The 15,810-nt window shown below is 70.8% G+C and carries 14 protein-coding genes and 1 pseudogene; 10 read left to right on the forward strand and 5 right to left on the reverse strand.

The annotated features are described in order from the left end of the window. Together BUE45_RS33975 and BUE45_RS32785 are read right to left on the reverse strand one after the other, a co-directional pair. On the reverse strand, positions 1-1,828 hold a 1,828-nt coding region (locus BUE45_RS33975), incomplete at its 3' end, for a tetratricopeptide repeat protein (RefSeq protein WP_073384380.1). Between the two features lie 2 nt (positions 1,829-1,830). Then, complete coding sequence (locus tag BUE45_RS32785) at positions 1,831-2,325, reverse strand: hypothetical protein (protein WP_073384381.1); 495 nt, start codon at positions 2,323-2,325, stop codon at positions 1,831-1,833. Positions 2,326-3,248: 923 nt separating this feature from the next. Here BUE45_RS32785 and BUE45_RS30455 point away from each other — a divergent pair. Beyond that, positions 3,249-3,503 (forward strand): hypothetical protein, encoded by a 255-nt coding sequence (locus tag BUE45_RS30455; RefSeq protein WP_073384382.1) that lies wholly within the window; start codon positions 3,249-3,251, stop codon positions 3,501-3,503. 261 nt (positions 3,504-3,764) lie between these two features. On the opposite strand, the gene BUE45_RS30460 is transcribed toward BUE45_RS30455, so the two are convergent. Then, positions 3,765-4,028, reverse strand: coding sequence for a hypothetical protein (locus BUE45_RS30460; protein ID WP_073384383.1), 264 nt, complete (start codon positions 4,026-4,028; stop codon positions 3,765-3,767). 337 nt (positions 4,029-4,365) lie between these two features. On the opposite strand from BUE45_RS30460, the gene BUE45_RS32790 reads away from it, so the two are divergent. Further along, the gene (locus BUE45_RS32790) at positions 4,366-6,582 is read left to right on the forward strand and encodes a helix-turn-helix domain-containing protein (protein ID WP_073384384.1); all 2,217 of its coding nucleotides are present in this window, start codon (positions 4,366-4,368) and stop codon (positions 6,580-6,582) included. Positions 6,583-6,672: 90 nt separating this feature from the next. Beyond that, complete coding sequence (locus BUE45_RS32795; protein ID WP_178378706.1) at positions 6,673-6,840, forward strand: hypothetical protein; 168 nt, start codon at positions 6,673-6,675, stop codon at positions 6,838-6,840. 187 nt (positions 6,841-7,027) lie between these two features. Here BUE45_RS32795 and BUE45_RS30470 read toward each other — a convergent pair whose 3' ends face one another. Then, positions 7,028-7,471: a hypothetical protein gene (locus BUE45_RS30470; RefSeq protein ID WP_073384385.1), complete on the reverse strand. Its 444-nt coding sequence runs from the start codon at positions 7,469-7,471 to the stop codon at positions 7,028-7,030. Positions 7,472-7,610: 139 nt separating this feature from the next. On the opposite strand from BUE45_RS30470, the gene BUE45_RS30475 reads away from it, so the two are divergent. From BUE45_RS30475 to BUE45_RS30485, 5 genes are all read left to right on the forward strand, one after another. After that, entirely contained in the window at positions 7,611-8,762 is a 1,152-nt protein-coding gene (locus BUE45_RS30475; RefSeq protein WP_073384386.1) for a ParA family protein, read from the forward strand. Beyond that, positions 8,759-9,727, forward strand: a complete 969-nt coding sequence (locus BUE45_RS30480) for a ParB/RepB/Spo0J family partition protein (RefSeq protein WP_073384387.1) — start codon at positions 8,759-8,761, stop codon at positions 9,725-9,727. Before BUE45_RS30475 ends, BUE45_RS30480 begins: the two co-directional genes overlap by 4 nt. Positions 9,728-10,938: 1,211 nt before the next feature. Then, positions 10,939-11,106, forward strand: coding sequence for a hypothetical protein (locus BUE45_RS32800; protein WP_178378707.1), 168 nt, complete (start codon positions 10,939-10,941; stop codon positions 11,104-11,106). A gap of 234 nt (positions 11,107-11,340) precedes the next feature. Beyond that, positions 11,341-11,664, forward strand: coding sequence for a hypothetical protein (locus tag BUE45_RS32225; RefSeq protein WP_143173538.1), 324 nt, complete (start codon positions 11,341-11,343; stop codon positions 11,662-11,664). Beyond that, a complete protein-coding gene (locus BUE45_RS30485) occupies positions 11,616-12,239 on the forward strand; it encodes a hypothetical protein (protein ID WP_073384388.1) in 624 nt (207 codons plus the stop codon). Before BUE45_RS32225 ends, BUE45_RS30485 begins: the two co-directional genes overlap by 49 nt. A gap of 1,194 nt (positions 12,240-13,433) precedes the next feature. Here BUE45_RS30485 and BUE45_RS30490 read toward each other — a convergent pair. Then, positions 13,434-13,748, reverse strand: a complete 315-nt coding sequence (locus BUE45_RS30490; protein WP_073384389.1) for a hypothetical protein — start codon at positions 13,746-13,748, stop codon at positions 13,434-13,436. A gap of 117 nt (positions 13,749-13,865) precedes the next feature. Between BUE45_RS30490 and BUE45_RS30495 the strand changes: the two genes are divergently transcribed. After that, positions 13,866-14,258 (forward strand): hypothetical protein, encoded by a 393-nt coding sequence (locus tag BUE45_RS30495; RefSeq protein ID WP_073384390.1) that lies wholly within the window; start codon positions 13,866-13,868, stop codon positions 14,256-14,258. A gap of 23 nt (positions 14,259-14,281) precedes the next feature. Beyond that, positions 14,282-15,810, forward strand: a pseudogene (locus BUE45_RS30500) (tetratricopeptide repeat protein); the annotation flags it as partial.

Genomic DNA, 15,810 nt, shown 5'->3' on the forward strand with positions numbered 1-15,810 from the left:
CCTGTTGGTGCAGGTCGCGGGCGCGGGTGTGGGCGTCGATGGCCTCCTCGAACCGGCGCACCTCGACCAGGGCACTGCCGAGGTTGCCCCACGCCGACGCCTCGCCGGGGGCATCGCCCACCTGGTGGAAGAGGTCGCGGGCGCCGGTGTGAGCGTCGATGGCCTCGTCGAACCGGCGCACCTCGACCAGGGCCAGGCCGAGGTTGGTCCACGGCGTCGCCTCGCCATGGGTGTCGCCCGCCTGGTGGTGCAGGTCGCGGGAGCGGGTGTGGGCGTTGATGGCCTCGTCGAACCGGCGCACCTCGCCCAGGGCGCCGCCGAGGTTGTTCCACGCCGTCGCCTGGTTCGGCCGGTCACCGATGCGCCGGGCTGTGTCCAGGGCCAGGCGGGTGATGGCGATCTCGTCGTGGAAGAGCCGCCGCCGGTCCAGGTAGTAGCCCAGGTTGAGCGGCAACAAGATGGCAGCCCGGGCATGGCCGATGCGGTGGGCGGTGTGGGCGGCGTTGATCAGCACCGCCCGCTCGGCGTCCAACCACTCCCACGCCTGCCCTTGGTCGGTGAAGGTGTCCGGCACGGGCCGGCCCGGCAGCGCCTCCAGGTGCTGTGCGGCGTCGGTGACCCGGTCGGTGTAGTGGTCGAGCAGGCGGCGCTGGGCGCGGGCGTATCGGGCGGGGGGTTTGGGGTCGGCCAGGGTGGCGGCGTAGGCGGCGACCAGGTCGTGCATCGACCACCGCCCGCGGGAGGAGGTGATCAGGTGGGAGGCGGCCAGGCCGCGCAGGCGCACCAGTACCTCGCGCTCGTCCGTGCCCGCCAGGGCCGCGGCCGCTGTGGTGGAGATGTCCGGGCCCGGGGCCATTCCCAACAGGGCGAGCAGCTCCCTCTGTTCGGTCGGCAGCCGGGCGGTGGAGGAGGCGAACACCGCCTGGAGCTCCCGGCGCTGGTCGGTGAAGTGGGTGATGCGGTCGGCGCCCTGGGTGAGGGTGCGGGCGAGCTCGTCCGCTTCCAGGTCGGGGGCGTTCTTCAACTGCCCGGCCGCGATGCGCAGCGCCAAAGGCAGCCCCGCGCACGCCCCCGCCAGGCTGGTGAGGCCCTGCAGGTCGTGGATGCGCTCGTCGTCGGAGTCGGCCAGGTCCAGGTCGGTCACCAGTACCTGGAAGGCCTCCTCGTCGGTGAGCGTGCCCACGGCCACCTGCCGTGCGGTCAGTGCGCCCAGGCGCTCGCGGGAGGTGACCAGCAGCCGGTGCCCGCCCGGCCCGGGGACCAGGGGGTCGACCTGGTCGGGGTGGGAGGCGTTGTCGGCCACCACCAGCACCGGACCGCCCCCCTCGTCGGCTCGGGCCTGCAGGGTGGCCCGGTACAGGCCCGCCCGTGCCTGCGCGTCCTCGGGAATGGTGTCCGCCTCGACCCCCAGCCACACCAGCAGTGCCTGCAGGGCCCGGTGGGCGTCGACCGGGGTGGTATAGCCGCGCAGGTCCACGAACAGCGCCCGGGAGAAGACCTTGTCCCGCACCGCCCGGTCGGCGGTGGCCAGCGCCAGCTGGGTCTTGCCGATCCCGCCCATCCCGGCCGCGACCACCACCGGCGCATTATCGCCTCGGTCGGGGTCCAGGGCGGCTTTCAGGCGGTCCAGGTCGCTTGCGCGGCCGGTGAACCCGGCCTCCACCGGGGGCAGGTCCGCGACCAGCGACGCCGCACCCCGGGCATCCGCACCCACGGGCGGAGGGAAGTAGTTGTGCTGCACCCCGACCGCGTCACGGGCCGCAGTTGACCCGGTCTGGTGCACCAGCGTGGAGGCCTGGGGGCGGGCCTTCTTTTTCTTCTTGGGCACCCTCAGCGCTCCCGACCGGAGTCGCGGCCGTGGCGGTGGTTGTTCTGCACCCCGATCACGTCGCGTCCCGCCCGGATGTGGGACTGCTCGACGTGGTCGCCGCCGTAGGTGGTGGTGTTGCCGGCCCCGCCGTGGATCGTGTGGGCCTGCACGGAGACGCCGGTGACGTTGCCGGTGGTGTTGGACACCCGCGGCTGTACGTCGGCGGTGCTCAGCCGGCCCAGGATCTCGCGCATCGGCGCGGCCGTCTCGGGGTTCGCGCGCACCAGGCGGCGCAGCTTGGCCTTCCACTCACCGATCGCCTCCCCGGCCAGGGCGGGGTCCTGGACCACCTCGGTGCGGGAGCGCTCCAGCTCCGCGGAGGCCACGTGGGCGGCTTTGGCGAACAGCGCGGAGAGCTCCTCCCGGACCGGCGCCCACTCCCCCTGGTGGGTGGCCATGGCCTGGACCAGGGCGGTGGCGGTCTGCTCCACCAGTTCTGCGCTGTCGTCGGCCACGGTGGCACCCGCCCTTTCACCCGCCCTCCGCGGAAAGGGGCCGGGAGGAAGACATGTGTGCATAAGACACGCTAACCCCCTGCGGGGTCACCCACCGGTGTTTCCAGGGATTGAGGAACATCGGAACAGGACCCGGTGCCAGGGCTCCCGGCTTGTTCACCGGTCGGCGGTGGGCCGAGGAGGGTCTACCGCTACATCCTGTAGTGATCCTCCTCGACCCCCTAACCAGCCCCTGACCCCCGATTTGGCCCACTTATCGCAGGTCAGGTTTAGGAAAATCGGACACCGGAGCGGCGCCTGTGCGGCGGTCGACCCGAGCGCATCCGCTTCCAGATTTTCCCCAAACCTCATACCGGGGTCGCGGTAAAGGTCGATCGGCGGTGCACGTTCCGCTTTACCTGAACCTCATAAGCGGGCGCCTCAGGACTTCACGCGCCTCGGCGCGCGACACCACAGCGAAGAAGGTGGCCCGAACCTCGTCAAGTGCCGCGTGGATCGGTTCGAAATATGCAACATCGTGGGAGAAGGGGTGAAGGAGCTGGTCATCGCCCTGTGGATAACTTGGGGACAACCTGTGGACGGAGCGGAAGACGGCTGAGGGACACCCAGGGGTCGGCGAAACCCCGCCCCGGCAAAGGCGCTGGTCAGAGGGTTCACGGGCCTCGGGGATATACCACGCCTCCCGGCGGCGTTCGACGTTCATCGAAGTATGTGAGAAATCAACGACACGCCATTATCTTGCGGTGGTTACGCGCCTTTGCCCCTACATGTAGTCTCTTGCCCATCCCGGACAGGAGCTCCGGGAACGGACCCGCGAGGCTGTGCTGCGCGGGGTTCGGACAAGAAGAAGCGCCCCTCTCTTCGGCCAGGAAGAGCGGGGCGCCAGAACGATCCATGCGAAGCGGATCAAGTACGGAGACCATATGCCACTCACCGAGCCCGCGTCGAGCCACCCCGAGGAATCGGGCGAGTCCGGCCACGTGCCGCCCCCGGGCAGCGTTCCCGCTGCTCCGACCATCAACGGCGACCACAACCAGGTCACCATCATCGTTGGCAGCCAGAACGTGAGGGCCACCACGCGGGCCGCCGGCGCGGCCGCGCCGTGGTGGGAGCGCCTGCTGCGGGCCGTCCCGCTGCTGGGTTCGCTGCTGTTCGCCACGCGCCCCGGGGGAAGCTGACCTTCGAGCACACGGTGCCCCGCCACGGCTCGCCCGGACGTGGCGGGGCACCGCCCGGGCGAGCGGAGCGCCCGCCCCCCGCCGGCCCGCAGTGCCGTGTTTCGTCGAGCAGGCTTGACGGCGGCGGACGGCCCGCCCTGACCACCGGCGCCGACCAGAGGCGACGGGCCCGGGGGCACCGTTGCAAACGATCACGGCGCCCCTCTTTTTTTATTCATCTTTCCGGATCAACCAGGAAAAACAATAAACCACCATTCGCCTTCATTCTTTCGCGTGCTCCCGCCCGGGGCCACCCTCGGTGCGGCGCGGCTTCCACAAGAACGATACCTCGACCAACGAGCACAGCCACTCCCAGTGTTCCAAGTGATTGTCGAACCCCGCATCGAACTCTCCGCTCAGGGCGAGTTGGACGAAGGCAAACGCCAGCACACCCACCGGTCGTGACCAGGCCGCCAGGGGCACGCCTTCCCCGCGATCGCCCAGCTCCCGCCGCTCCTGGCCCTCGCAGTGTTCTCTGCAATCCATTCTGATATTTCCTTTCGCTTGTTTTTGGGCATGGCAAAGCCTCCCCTTGATAGATAAAAAAGTCCCCTGGTTCGGGGAATAGAAAAGCCGCCACTCGGGCGGCCAAGCAAAACGGGGCACTTCGTGTGCCCCGCTGATAGCTCCAGTCTATCGCAGTTTCCAAGAAAGGGCAATGCCCGTCCGGTTTGGGGGGAAATCCGGAGGTCAATGCAGGCGCCCCGGGGCGGGGCCCGTCCGCGGTCGGCGGGTTCACTCCACCGCGCCAACCGGAGCCCTGTCGTCCGGCGATCGACGCGAATGTCTTCCCTAAGCCTCATATGAGGTTTAGGATAGAGCCATGGCACGTGGACAGGCACCCCCCCTCCTCCCCGACCGGCTCGTCGCGGCCCGCCGCACCGCCGGCCTCACCCAGCAGGCCCTGGCCGAGGCGCTCGGCGTCTCCCACCGCACGATCGTGCAGTACGAGAAGGGCCGCGAACGCCCGGAAATCCAGCGCCTGGCCGCCCTGGCCCGCGCCCTGGGCGCCCCCATAGCCGACCTGGTCGCCCCCGGCTCCCTGCCCGAGGGCCTGGCCGGCCTGCGCCTGGGCGCGGGGCTGACCCTGGCCGCCGCGGCCGACGCCGTGCGCGCCCAGCTGCCCGCGGGGGGCGGGATCGCGTGCTCGCGGCCGGTTTTGGCCGACGCCGAGCGCGGCGTGCTCCCGCCGACGTGGGCGCCGCCCCCGGCCGCCGGGGCGGTCCGCACCGCCCTGGGCGCGGCCTACGACACCGACGTCGAGATGGTGGCCGCCGCCTGGAAGACGACGTTCCCCACCCAGACCGACCTCGCACCCGCCCCGGGCTGGGATCCGCTTCCGGAGACGCTGTGGGTGTGGCTGTGCGCGGCCGCGGCCGCCCCGGGGGCCACCACCGCCGAGCTCGGCGGCCCCTACTGGCTGCGCCACCTGGTCGAAGGCCCCGTCAAGGGCAGCCCCCGCCAGGGCCGCGGCTTCCTGGTGCGCCGCCCCGCCCCCAGCGGCGTCCCCCAGGAGGAGACCTGGCACCTGACCGAGGCCGGCCGCGCCCACATCCGGGACCACCGCGACGACTACGCCCGCCTGTACCCCGACACCGCCCCCGCCGTCCTGCCCGACCCGTCGGGCGCCTCCGCCGGCCCGGCCGAACAGGATGAGGTTAAGGAAAGCCCTGGGCTCCGTCCGGCCGCAGGCGCTCCGCTTTCCGAAACCTCACCCCTCGCCGCGGCCGACGCCGAGCTGCCTTTCGCGGACCCGGCCCCTGAGCCCGAGGTCCTCCCCTCCCCGGAGGAGGGGGCCGTGCACCTGGAGCTGCTCACCCCCGAGCAGACCGACGCCACCGGGATGGGCGCGGCCCGGATGTGGCGGGTCTGCCAGGGCGAGACGCCGGTCGGGTACGTGTGGCGCACCGACGACGCACACCAGCAGTGGGCGGGCGCCCGCGCGGGCGCCCGCGCGGGCGCCGACGGCCGACTGGGCGACATCGCCTCGCTGACCCCGGCCCTGCACCGCACCCGCCGCAGCGTGGTGGAGCACCTGCTCGACCCCGACGCCCCCTACTTCACCGCACCCGACCCCCGGGCCCCCGCCGCCGCGGCGTCCGCGGCGCCCCAGCAGGACGGGACCCGGGCGGTGGCGGTGCTGCTCACCGGCGACCCCGGCGAGGAGCACCCCTACCTGTGGGTGCACGTCGACGGAGAACGCATCGGCCACCTGGGTCCCCGCCACTCCTGGGACCTGGTCGAGGGGTGGGTGTACTACTCCCGGCCCACGGCCGAGGAGCTGCGCACCCTGCCCAGCGCCGAGCTGGGCGGGCGCCCGCCGGAAGCGGTCACCACGCTCACCGACCCCGCCGCGGCCGCCCGCGAACTCCTGGACCAGGTGCTGGAGGACGGGGTGTACGTCGGGTCCCTGCACGGCCACCACACCGGCCCGGACGGCGTGCACCCCGACCGCATGGCCCGCTGGGAGCTCTACCGCGGCCGCGTCCCGGGCCGCCACGACATCTACACCGGCAGCACCTGCCACGGCTGGCTCCAGGACGCACCCGAAGGAGGCCACACCGCCCACACCCGGTCCGGGCCGGTGACGGGCGGCCCCTGGCCCACCCGCGGAGAAGCGGTCGCCGCGCTGTGGGGGCACCTGACCGCGCCGTTGCCCCCGCCCCGGCTGTCCGAGCAGGTCCACGCCCGCCGTACCCCCCGCAAGCGCTTCGACCTGAGGCCGATGTGCCCCTACACCGACGCCCAGCTCGCCGCCCACCGCGTGGTCGAGGCCGAGGGCTCGGAGAAGGGGGCGCGGGTGTACGAGGTCCGGGTGGCCGACGACCTGGTGGGCAGGGTGCGGCGCCTGGCCTACGTCAAGAAGCACTTGGCGTGGGAGGCCACCGCTGCCACCCGGGCGCGGCCGGGGGAGGCCACCCCACCGCGGACCGCCCGCGGCACCCGAGAGGACGCCGTGTGGGCGCTCCTCGCACGCCCGGGGCCGCTGTGGGCAGACCCCACCAGCGAAACCCTGCACGGCGACGTACCTACGGCATGACGTACCTACGTCGCGTCCTGATCAGCGGAAAGGCCCGTATCCCCGACAGGGGGTGCGGGCCTTTACGCGTTCGGGGGGTAGACCCTCCACATGCAGCACTCGGAGTTCGGTGAGCCCGACGAGGTCTCCGACGCCCAGGCAGACGAGGACGAGGCCTGGCTCGCGGCGCTCCCGTCCGGGCAGCGCGCCCTGCTGGAGCTGGTGATCGCCCGGATGTGCGAGGCTGCCGCCGACAGCACCCACCGCCCCCGCGGATGAGCGTCAGCCGGTAGGAGGCAGGCCCGGCCGGGCGCACCGGCGATCGCGAACCCTCTGACCCCTGATGACGCCACCGCCTGGCCACACCCCCGCGCAGCGCTGGCCACGGGGTGGCCAGCGCGCCGGCCATGTGGCCAGATCACAAAGTCGCCTTGGCAGCTTTGCAGAAAGTCACCAAGGCACAGAGTCAGCGATGTGCCTTGGTGACTTGGCGGGCTTGCGGCGCCCCGGCCCCCTCCCACTCGGCCAGCGCCTTCTGAAGGCGCTGGGCAAGCTCGGGTGAAGCCCACCGGCCCTGGGCGGTGTGCCGGATGTACTCGTGGGCGCCCTGGCGCAAGGCCGACTCGGGGAAGCGCAGCACCGCGGCGGTGAGCGGGTGGGCGCCCTCCACGTGCGAGGCCGAGTCGATGCACCCCCCGGGGACCTTGCGGATGTGCTCGGGGTCGTAGCCGTTGGCGCGGTTGTTGTCGCACCGCCAGTACCACCGGCCGGAGTAGGCACACTCGCACGCGATGGTGCCCGTCATCCGGGGGTGCCGACGCCGCCATTCGGCGTCCAGGGGAAGCACGTCCTTCGTCTGCGGAGCCTTCTTGCCGCACAGGCAGCACACCAGTTGGATTTTCGGCGCCATGGAAGTTCCTCTGCTCGGGGAGGCCATGTTCCCAGCGAGGGGGTGCTATCGGGCGAAGTCCGCAAGAGTTTTACGCGGTAAAAACCGAGTGCGGCATGGCGATGTCCCCCCGGAGTCAGGCGTTAGTAAGGTAACGCCTATGGCATCAGCATCCCCCGGCGACAAGGAGAAGGTCACCTCCAAGCTGCCCGCCCACCTGCGCACCCGCCTGAAGGTACGAGCCGCCGAACGCGGCCTCGACATTCAGGACGCCATCGCTCACGCGCTGGAGCGGTGGGCACACGTGGGCACGCAGCCGACGGTGGACACCTCCGGAGCACCCCCGTTCTCCACCTGGCTCCCGATCGGCGCCTTCGCAGACTTCAAGGCCGCCTGCGGGACACGCGGGGTCTCTTTCATCCAGGGCCTCTCCCAAGCAGTGGAGCTCTGGCTCGCCGAGCACCCTTCACCTCAGGAGGAACGCATGACGCACCCCAAGCGCAGGATCATGGCGAATCAGAAGGGCGGGGTCGGCAAGACGGCACTGTCCGCTGGCGTGGGACAGGCCTACGCCGAGGGCAGCGAGTTCGACGGGCCGGGCCTGCGTGTCCTGCTGGTGGACTTCGACCCCCAGGGGCACCTGACCACCCAGCTCGGGGTGGAGCCCCTCGGACTGGACGACGACAGCCTGGTCAAGCACATGACCGGCGAGGGCCGCGGCGATTTGAAGGCGCTCATCGCACCGATCGAGGACGAGCGCTTCGGAGACCGTCTCGACTTGCTGCCTGCGTGCGCGGACGGGTTCGTCCTGGACGTGAAGCTGTCCACGACCCGGGTCCGCGAGTCTGCTCTGGAGCGGGCGCTGGAGCCGATCGAGGGCGACTACGACGTGATCGTGGTCGACTGCCCGCCCAGCCTCGGGCTGGCCATGGACGCCGCGATCTTCTACGGGCGCCGGCGCCCGGAGGAGAAGCCGGGCGACTCCGGTGTGGTAATCCCGGTGCAGGCCGAGGACTCCAGTGCCGATGCCTTCACCTTGCTGACCGGACAGATCGAGGACCTGCGCCAGGACATGCGGTTGGACGTGGACTACCTGGGGCTGGTCGTGAACATGTACGACGCGCGCCGCGGGTACATTGCGACGTCATCGCTGAAATCATGGGAGGAGATCGGTGACCCGGAGGTGATCGCCGTGGTGCCCGACCGCAAAGAGCAGCGCGAGGCGGTGCGCAGCAAGCTCGGCCTGCTGGTCTACGACCCCTCCTGCGACCAGTCCGCCGCCATGCGCCAGATCGCGAGGGCCCTGTCGTGAGCAAGGCCGACAAGCTCGGGAAGTCGTCGTCCTTCGGGGCCGCCGGCCAGGCGCGCAGCGCCCGCCGCCAGCTCATCTCCCAGGCCGTTGGGGAGGCCCCGGTCGATCCGGCTCGGGTGCCGCTGTCCCAGCTGGCGGGCAACCCGGAGAATCCCCGGGAGAGCCTGGGCAACCTGGACGAGCTCGCCGCGAGCCTGGCCGAGCAGGGGCTGCTGCAACCGCTGCACGTGCTGCCGCGGCGCGCCTACCTGGAGGTGCACCCCGAACACGAGGCAGCGATCGGCGAAGCGGTGTTCGTGGTCGTCAACGGCAACCGGCGCCTGGCCGCCGCCCGCCAGGCCGGGCTGGAGGCCGTCGCGGTGCACGTCCGCGGGCCGCGGGGAGCGGACGGGGAGAGCGAGGTCTCGCTGCGAGCCGCGGTACTGGCGGAGAACATCCACCGCCAAGACCTGCACCCGTTGGAAGAGGCGCAGGAGATCGACAAACTCCTCGGGCTCGGCCTGAACCGATCCCAGACTGCGTCGCTGCTGGGAAAGTCCAACGGATGGGTCACCCAGCGGCTCATCCTGTTGGACCTGCACACCGACCTACAGAAGCTGCTCCGGTCCGGGGAGCTCAAGCTCGCCGAGGCCCGGGAGCTGGGCAAGCTCCCTCCCGAGGAACAACTGGCAGCCCACCAGGAGAGGGCAGCGGAGTTTTACCGCGTAAAAACCGGCGAGCACTCCCAACAGAACACCGAGGCCGCACCAGAGCCGCAGCCCAGCCCGACACGCCAGCCTCCGAAGAAGGCGGGGTCACCGTCCGTGCCTCAGCCAGGGCGGACAGGACGTCCGGAACAGCTGACCCTGGACCTGCAGTGGGACGAGCCCGAAGCACTGGCGGACCAGCTTTACACGGAGTTGTCTGCGGGGCTGGACTCTGACCAGCTCCGGCGGCTGGCCAAGGCGCTCCTGGATCGCCTGTGACCTGAGAACCTCTGCGCTGTCATCGGAGCGGACCGCCGGTCCACCCCTCGCCCAGCTGGTGGTCGCCGTCGCGTGTGGCCACGTGCCAGATGCCCACCGCGTCTCCGTCGGCGGTGATGTGGTCCCAGTGCGCCAAGACCCGCACCACCCGCACCCGGTCGCCCGGCCGGTCCGGGGCGGTCAGCTCGGTGGGCAGCCCATCGTCGTCGACGTCGACCTCCAGGGGTTGGGCCGCCGCGGGGCGGCGCCGCTCCGGCGATCCGGGCCAGTATCGAGTGCTCGCCGGTGCGGGGTGACGTTCGGTGATCTCAACGACTCGCAGAACCTCGCCAAGTCCGCTGGCGGTCGCGCGACTCGGTGCTGGAGCACGTGTACGTCGGCTTCGTCCTGCACAACGTGTTCCACACGCCCTTCCATGGATGGCGGATCGCTTCGGCCTAGACGACGCGGGTGTGAAGTTCACGGAGACGATGTAGCAGCAGTCCAGGCCAAAGATCGGACACGGCTTCCACGAGTTATCCACAGGCCAGACGTACAAGTTCCGCCAGTTATCCACAGGTTCCGAGCGCCCCTAGCTTTTTCTTCTCGCAGGTGAGAGCGTTCCTATGCCGTCGATGGGGAGGACCTTAGCGGCGTCGTCCCAGTCGCTCAGCGACTGCGGCGTTCATCGGTGATCGGCAGGGTGTTCCCAGGGGACGTGTAGCGTTTCTTGTACCGCTTCCGGTCGGGTCTGTCCCTGGGAGGCAGATCGGGCGCTCAGGCGCTGGACTCCTCCGCATCTTGCTTCGAGGTGCGTGGTCACGACCGGAAGAGGTGCCGTATGAACCGTCGTTGGCGCAGGCGTGAGGGTGGGGACTCGACTCCTGGGTGGTTGGTCGCCCTGTTGGGGGGAGCAGCCAGAGCAGTGGTCTCCCACCTGTTGGACCTGTTCTTCGACGGAAACGGCCCCAGCTGACCGTGAGGTCTGCTGAGGCCGAGTCCTGAAGCGGGGCCTGCCGTTGTCGTTGGCGCGAGGCGGTGGGCCCCTTTTCCGTGCGCGCATGGCGCCACGTACGCAATCGACCATACACCTTGAGAATGTTGGCAACTAACAAAGTCTCAAGGACCAAGCCAGACGCTTCAGGCCCCTGACCTGGTCTTACTTTCAAATCTCTCGTGTGTGGGGCACTGAAGGGCTCACGGAGCGCCGGGGCCGGGGTAGACCCCTTGCCATGGAGCACTCGGAGTTCGGGGAGTACGAGTTCGTCTCTGATGATCAGGCTGCCGACGACGACCGGTGGCTCGCCTCGCTGCCGGCGGGGAAACGCGCCCTGGCGGAGATGATGATCGCGCGGATGTGCGAGGCCGAAACCGACAGCACCCACCGCCCCGACCGGTGATCTCCGACCCTGTGTACGGATCGGACGCTTCGTCCCATGCCGGGGCGGCGCCCGTACGTCGGCGGGGGCGGGTTGTAGTCGTAGCCGGGGGCACGCGGTCGCCGAGACCGGCCTGCCCTACACCGCCGCCCGCCGGGCCGCAATCGCCCGCCACCGCCAGGAGCATGAGCTGCCCGACACGCTGCTGTCGGTCGACGACGTCGCCGACCACGTGGCTGCCCGGGCCATGTGGGGGTGTTCGAGAACGGGTTCGCCGGGTCGCGGGCCTTATGCCGCTACCTGGCGCTCCAGGCCCGCGACCACGGCGCGGCCGCCTACCCCGGCCTGCCCGTCGTCTCCGACCGGGCCGCGGGCAGGCGTCTGCTGGTCTCCCTGGAGCAGGCCGCCCCCACCGCCGCCGAGCCGGTGTTCGTCGTGGTCGACGACCCGCGCGCCCTGCAACCGACATCGCCACCCGCAGCGAGTCCTTCGCGGCCCTGGCGCGGCTGCTCTCCCGCGGCCCCGACCACGTGCACGTCGTGCTGCGCTGCGACGGCCCGGCGACGTCCTGGCCACTGAAGGCGTTCGCCGTGGTGGCGGTGACCGGCGTCCTGGCGACCACCTGGCGCACGGTCGTGGGGGAGCCGATTTCGGGCACGGCCACGTCCGGGCCGGACGAGTGGACGGTGCTGCCCGGCCCCGCCCACCGCGGCCGGGGCGTGCTCGACTGCGCCAGCGCGCCCTCGGGGGAGCGGGCGGTGGTGTTCGTGCCCGGCGCCCCGCCGGCCTCTACCGCCAGCGCCTCCGGCCACCCTGACCACGGTGCCTGGGCGGACCGGGACTGGTCCCGGCACGCGCGGGTGCGCGTGGTGGCCACCGTCGACCGCTACTCGCCCGCGGCCTGCGGGTACCGGTTCGAGGCCGGGGAGGTACTGGCCATGCGCCAGAACGGCAGCCCCGGGCCGGTGCCGCGCGCCGACGCGATGCTGGCCTACGTCACCGTCACCCGCGCCATGGAGGTGCTCGACCACGGCGGCCTGTCCTGGATCCACGACCGCGCCAAGCGGCCGAGAGCGGGCCGCCACGGCCACCGGCGGGTGCCCGGGCCCCTGGATCCGGCCCATCCGGACTGGCGCGATCCCTACCGTTCCTGAGGCCCACGTGACGAAAACAGCCCCTGCAACCAAGCGTTGCAGGGGCTGTGTGCCCGGTCCGGCCCGGGCACACGCGCCGAAACGTGAGACCTGCGCGATCTGATGCGTTTATCCCGGGATATCGGTCGCGCTCGTCGAGCGCGACAAGACATTTCCCAGAGAAAAGCCAGCTCACGCCTATGTCGCTTTGTACACGAGCCGCAAGGGCGTCACAGAATGGTCGGAGAGCCTGTATCTTGGTTTCATTCCTCTTCGGTGGGGGTCGATCGACCTCGCGCGAGTCGATCTGTGCCCGTCCGGGGCATAGGCACTCCTAGCCCGAGGAGGCTACCCATGGAGGGTGAACCCAGGAGCTGGTGGCGGGATCTTCGCGTCGCGATCATCACGACCGCCCTGGCTCTACTCCGGTTCCTGCTGGCCCTTGGATGTTTCATCCTGTGGCTGGTCAGGTGCGGGGTGGGGTGACCTCTCGTGGGGGCCGGCCGAAGACGTCCGGCCGGACCCCACGGGGTCTGTAGGGGTTCGCGGTGGTCGTCCTGGCAGATGGCCCACCGCGGGCCCCTCTCGTGTTTCTGTGAGCAAGTATAGACGAAACTTAATCAGCTCGCGCACCGAACACCGTCTCGGAAACTAAAAACCATCCGACGAGGATTCTTGAAAGAATTCTTGCGATGGCGGCCATCGGAGGTTTTAGTTCATTTGTTTTCCGGTGTTTTTCTTGGGTCAGGTGCCGGGTTGCAAGCGGGGTACCGGTGCGTAGTGGTGCCTACCAGTTCCCTCGAAAAACCCACCATCGCGGGTTCTGAAACCGGGCTGCCCCAGAACCAACCCGGCGGTGTGGGGTGAACCGGGTTCGCGCAGGCACCGGGCGAGGGACCACCCCCTGTGACCTGGGGTGGGGTGACTGGGGTGGGGTGGGGTGGGTGTGGGTTACCGGCTGGGGACCACCCGGTACCGGGTAGGGACCGGTCCCCGGTGGTCCCCTGCCCGGTACCGGGTGGTCCCCAGCCGCCCCCTACGCTGCCCCGGTGAACCCGGCGGGTGGGTTCACCGGGAGCAACGGTGCACTCTCTATATATCCCCTCATCAGGCAAAACGCTCTACGAAATTCGCAGAAGAGCACACCCCTCCGGCCGTTTTCGGAGAGCCCCGGCGGACGTTTTCGAGCGCACGCGGGAGTGACCTCCCGCCAGATCAAAGTGTGGGAGGTAGGGGGCCGGGCGGTGGGCTGGCGCCGATGATGTCGACCTGTTCCAGGACGGCGGGCGCCGGCGCGGGCGGCCCCGCCCAGTGCGCCGGCCCCGCCGGGCCGGGCCGGGCGAGCACCGCGCGGATCGCCTCCAGGTGCCCGCCGCCGCGCCCCCGCGCCGACGAAGCGACAGCGCTCTCCTCCTGGCCGTGGCCACGGTCCTCACCCATGCCCACCAGCATGTCGGGAACAGGACCCAGAGTGCTGACGAGCGTGCACATGACGGTCCGTGCGAGCACGAAGATGTCAGCGCTCGGCACCGTGTTGTGCGCTTCCCGCTGTGATGCCTCGGGGTGGCGTCTTGGCCCGGGAAACAGGCGTGGCCGGTTTCGGCGAATCCTGTCCGGACCCCGCGGTAGGAGGGAACAATCGGTTCTATGGGACATAAGTGGGTCTGGCCGACGGTGCTGGGTGTGATCGCGGCGGTGCTGGCAGGTGTCTGGGCCCTGCCCCGGCTGTTCCCCGACCTGGGGTGGGGGTTGAACGAGCTCAACCAGGCCTCGGGGATCGCCTCCCTGGCGGTGGCCGTGGCGGCCCTGGTCGTGGCCGTGCGGACACTGCGCGCGAGCCCACCCCCGGACGAGAACTCCCCGGGCGAGGGCGGTGACTCGATCAACATGGACCGAATCCGCGCCAAGGGATCGGTGACGGCCAAGGAAGGCCCGGAGACAGGGTCGTCTGGGGACAGGATCCGGATGCGGGGCATCCGCGCCGACAAGGACGTCACGGGTAAAAAGACCACCCGGTCGCGCCATGGGCGGTCACGGTGACCGGCCAGGACACACCTGCCCGCGTGTCCGCGACGCACATCGACATGCGGTGGATCGTTGCCGGTGGCGACGTCATCGGGCAGGTGATCAACCTGCCCCGGCCGCTGCCCACCGCACTGTTCTCCCTGCCCCGGCCCCCGGCCCGGTTGGCGGGGCGGGTAGCGGAGCTGGAGGCGCTGCTCGCCGAACTCGCCCCGCCCACCGGGGACGACACGGATACCGGAAGCTCACCGGTCGGGGACACCTCTGCGGGTGTCGTGGTCTCGGCGGTGGCAGGGATGGGCGGGGTCGGCAAGACCGCCCTGGTCCTGGCCGCGGGTGCGATCGCCTCCTACAAGGAGTGGTTCTGCGCCGAGCTGTACGTGGACCTGCGCGGCTACACCCCCGGGCAGGAGGCGTTGTCGGCGGAGGCGGCGCTGGACGTGCTGCTGCGCCAGATGGGCGTGGACGCCCAGGAGATCCCGGCCGAGGCCGGTGAGCGGGCCTCCTTCTACCGGTCAGCGCTGGCGGCCCTGTCGCGGGCCGACGCACGCAACCGGCCGGTGTTGGTGGTGGCCGACAACGCCCGCTCGGCCGCCCAGGTGCGGCCCCTGCTCCCGGGCACGGGCGGGCACCGGCTTCTGTCCACGACCCGCGGCGGCCTGCACGCACTGGCCGGCGCCCGCCACGTGGACCTGGACGTGCTGGACTCGGCCGATTCCCTGGCGCTGCTGGCCTTCGCCCTCACAGCGGCCCACCCGCAGGATGCGCGGGCGGACGACGAGGCGGGGCTGGGCAGGCTGGCCGGGGTGTGCGGGCATCTGCCGCTGGCGTTGGAGATCACCGCGGCTCAGCTCGCCCGCAAACCCCTGCTGTCCCCGGACACGCTGTCCGAGCGGTTGGAGAAGGCCGTCTCCCGGGTCGACAAGATCAAAGACCACGGCACCGATGTGGAGCGGACCCGGGTGCTGCGGGCCGTCTTCGACACCTCCCTGGACCAGCTCACCCCCGAAGAAGTGCGGGTGTTCCTGCTCGTGGCCGCCGCCCCGGGCCCAACCACCTCCACCACGGCGGCCGCGGTGCTCACCGGCCTGGACCCCGACGAGGCCGAAGAGGTGCTGGAGGAGCTCCAGGCCGCGCACCTGCTCACCCAGCCCGCCACGGCCAGGTGGGGTGCCCATGACCTGCTCACCGACCACGTCACCACCCACCCCCACCCGCCCAAGGACCGCCCCCAGGCCATGGCCCGGCTGCTGGACCACTACACCGCCACCACCAGCGCCGCCGACCAGCATGTGCGGGCGCTGCCCGGGCAGGAGGTTCCCGGGGAGTTCCCCGACCGGGAGGCGGCGCTGGAATGGTTGGACGCCGAGCGCGCCACCCTGGTCGCCGCAGCACTGGCCGCACCCGCCCTCGGCCACCCCCGAGCGGCCGTTTCCCTGCCTCTGGCCATGGCCTACTACCTGAACCACAGGCGCAGCTTCGAGGACTTGGAGAAGGTCTCAGCCTCCGCCCAGAAAGCAGCCCACGCCGTCGGGGACGCCCACCGCGAAGCGTCGGCGTGGAACAACCT

This window comes from Nocardiopsis flavescens (assembly GCF_900141985.1).
Lineage (GTDB): Bacteria > Actinomycetota > Actinomycetes > Streptosporangiales > Streptosporangiaceae > Nocardiopsis > Nocardiopsis flavescens.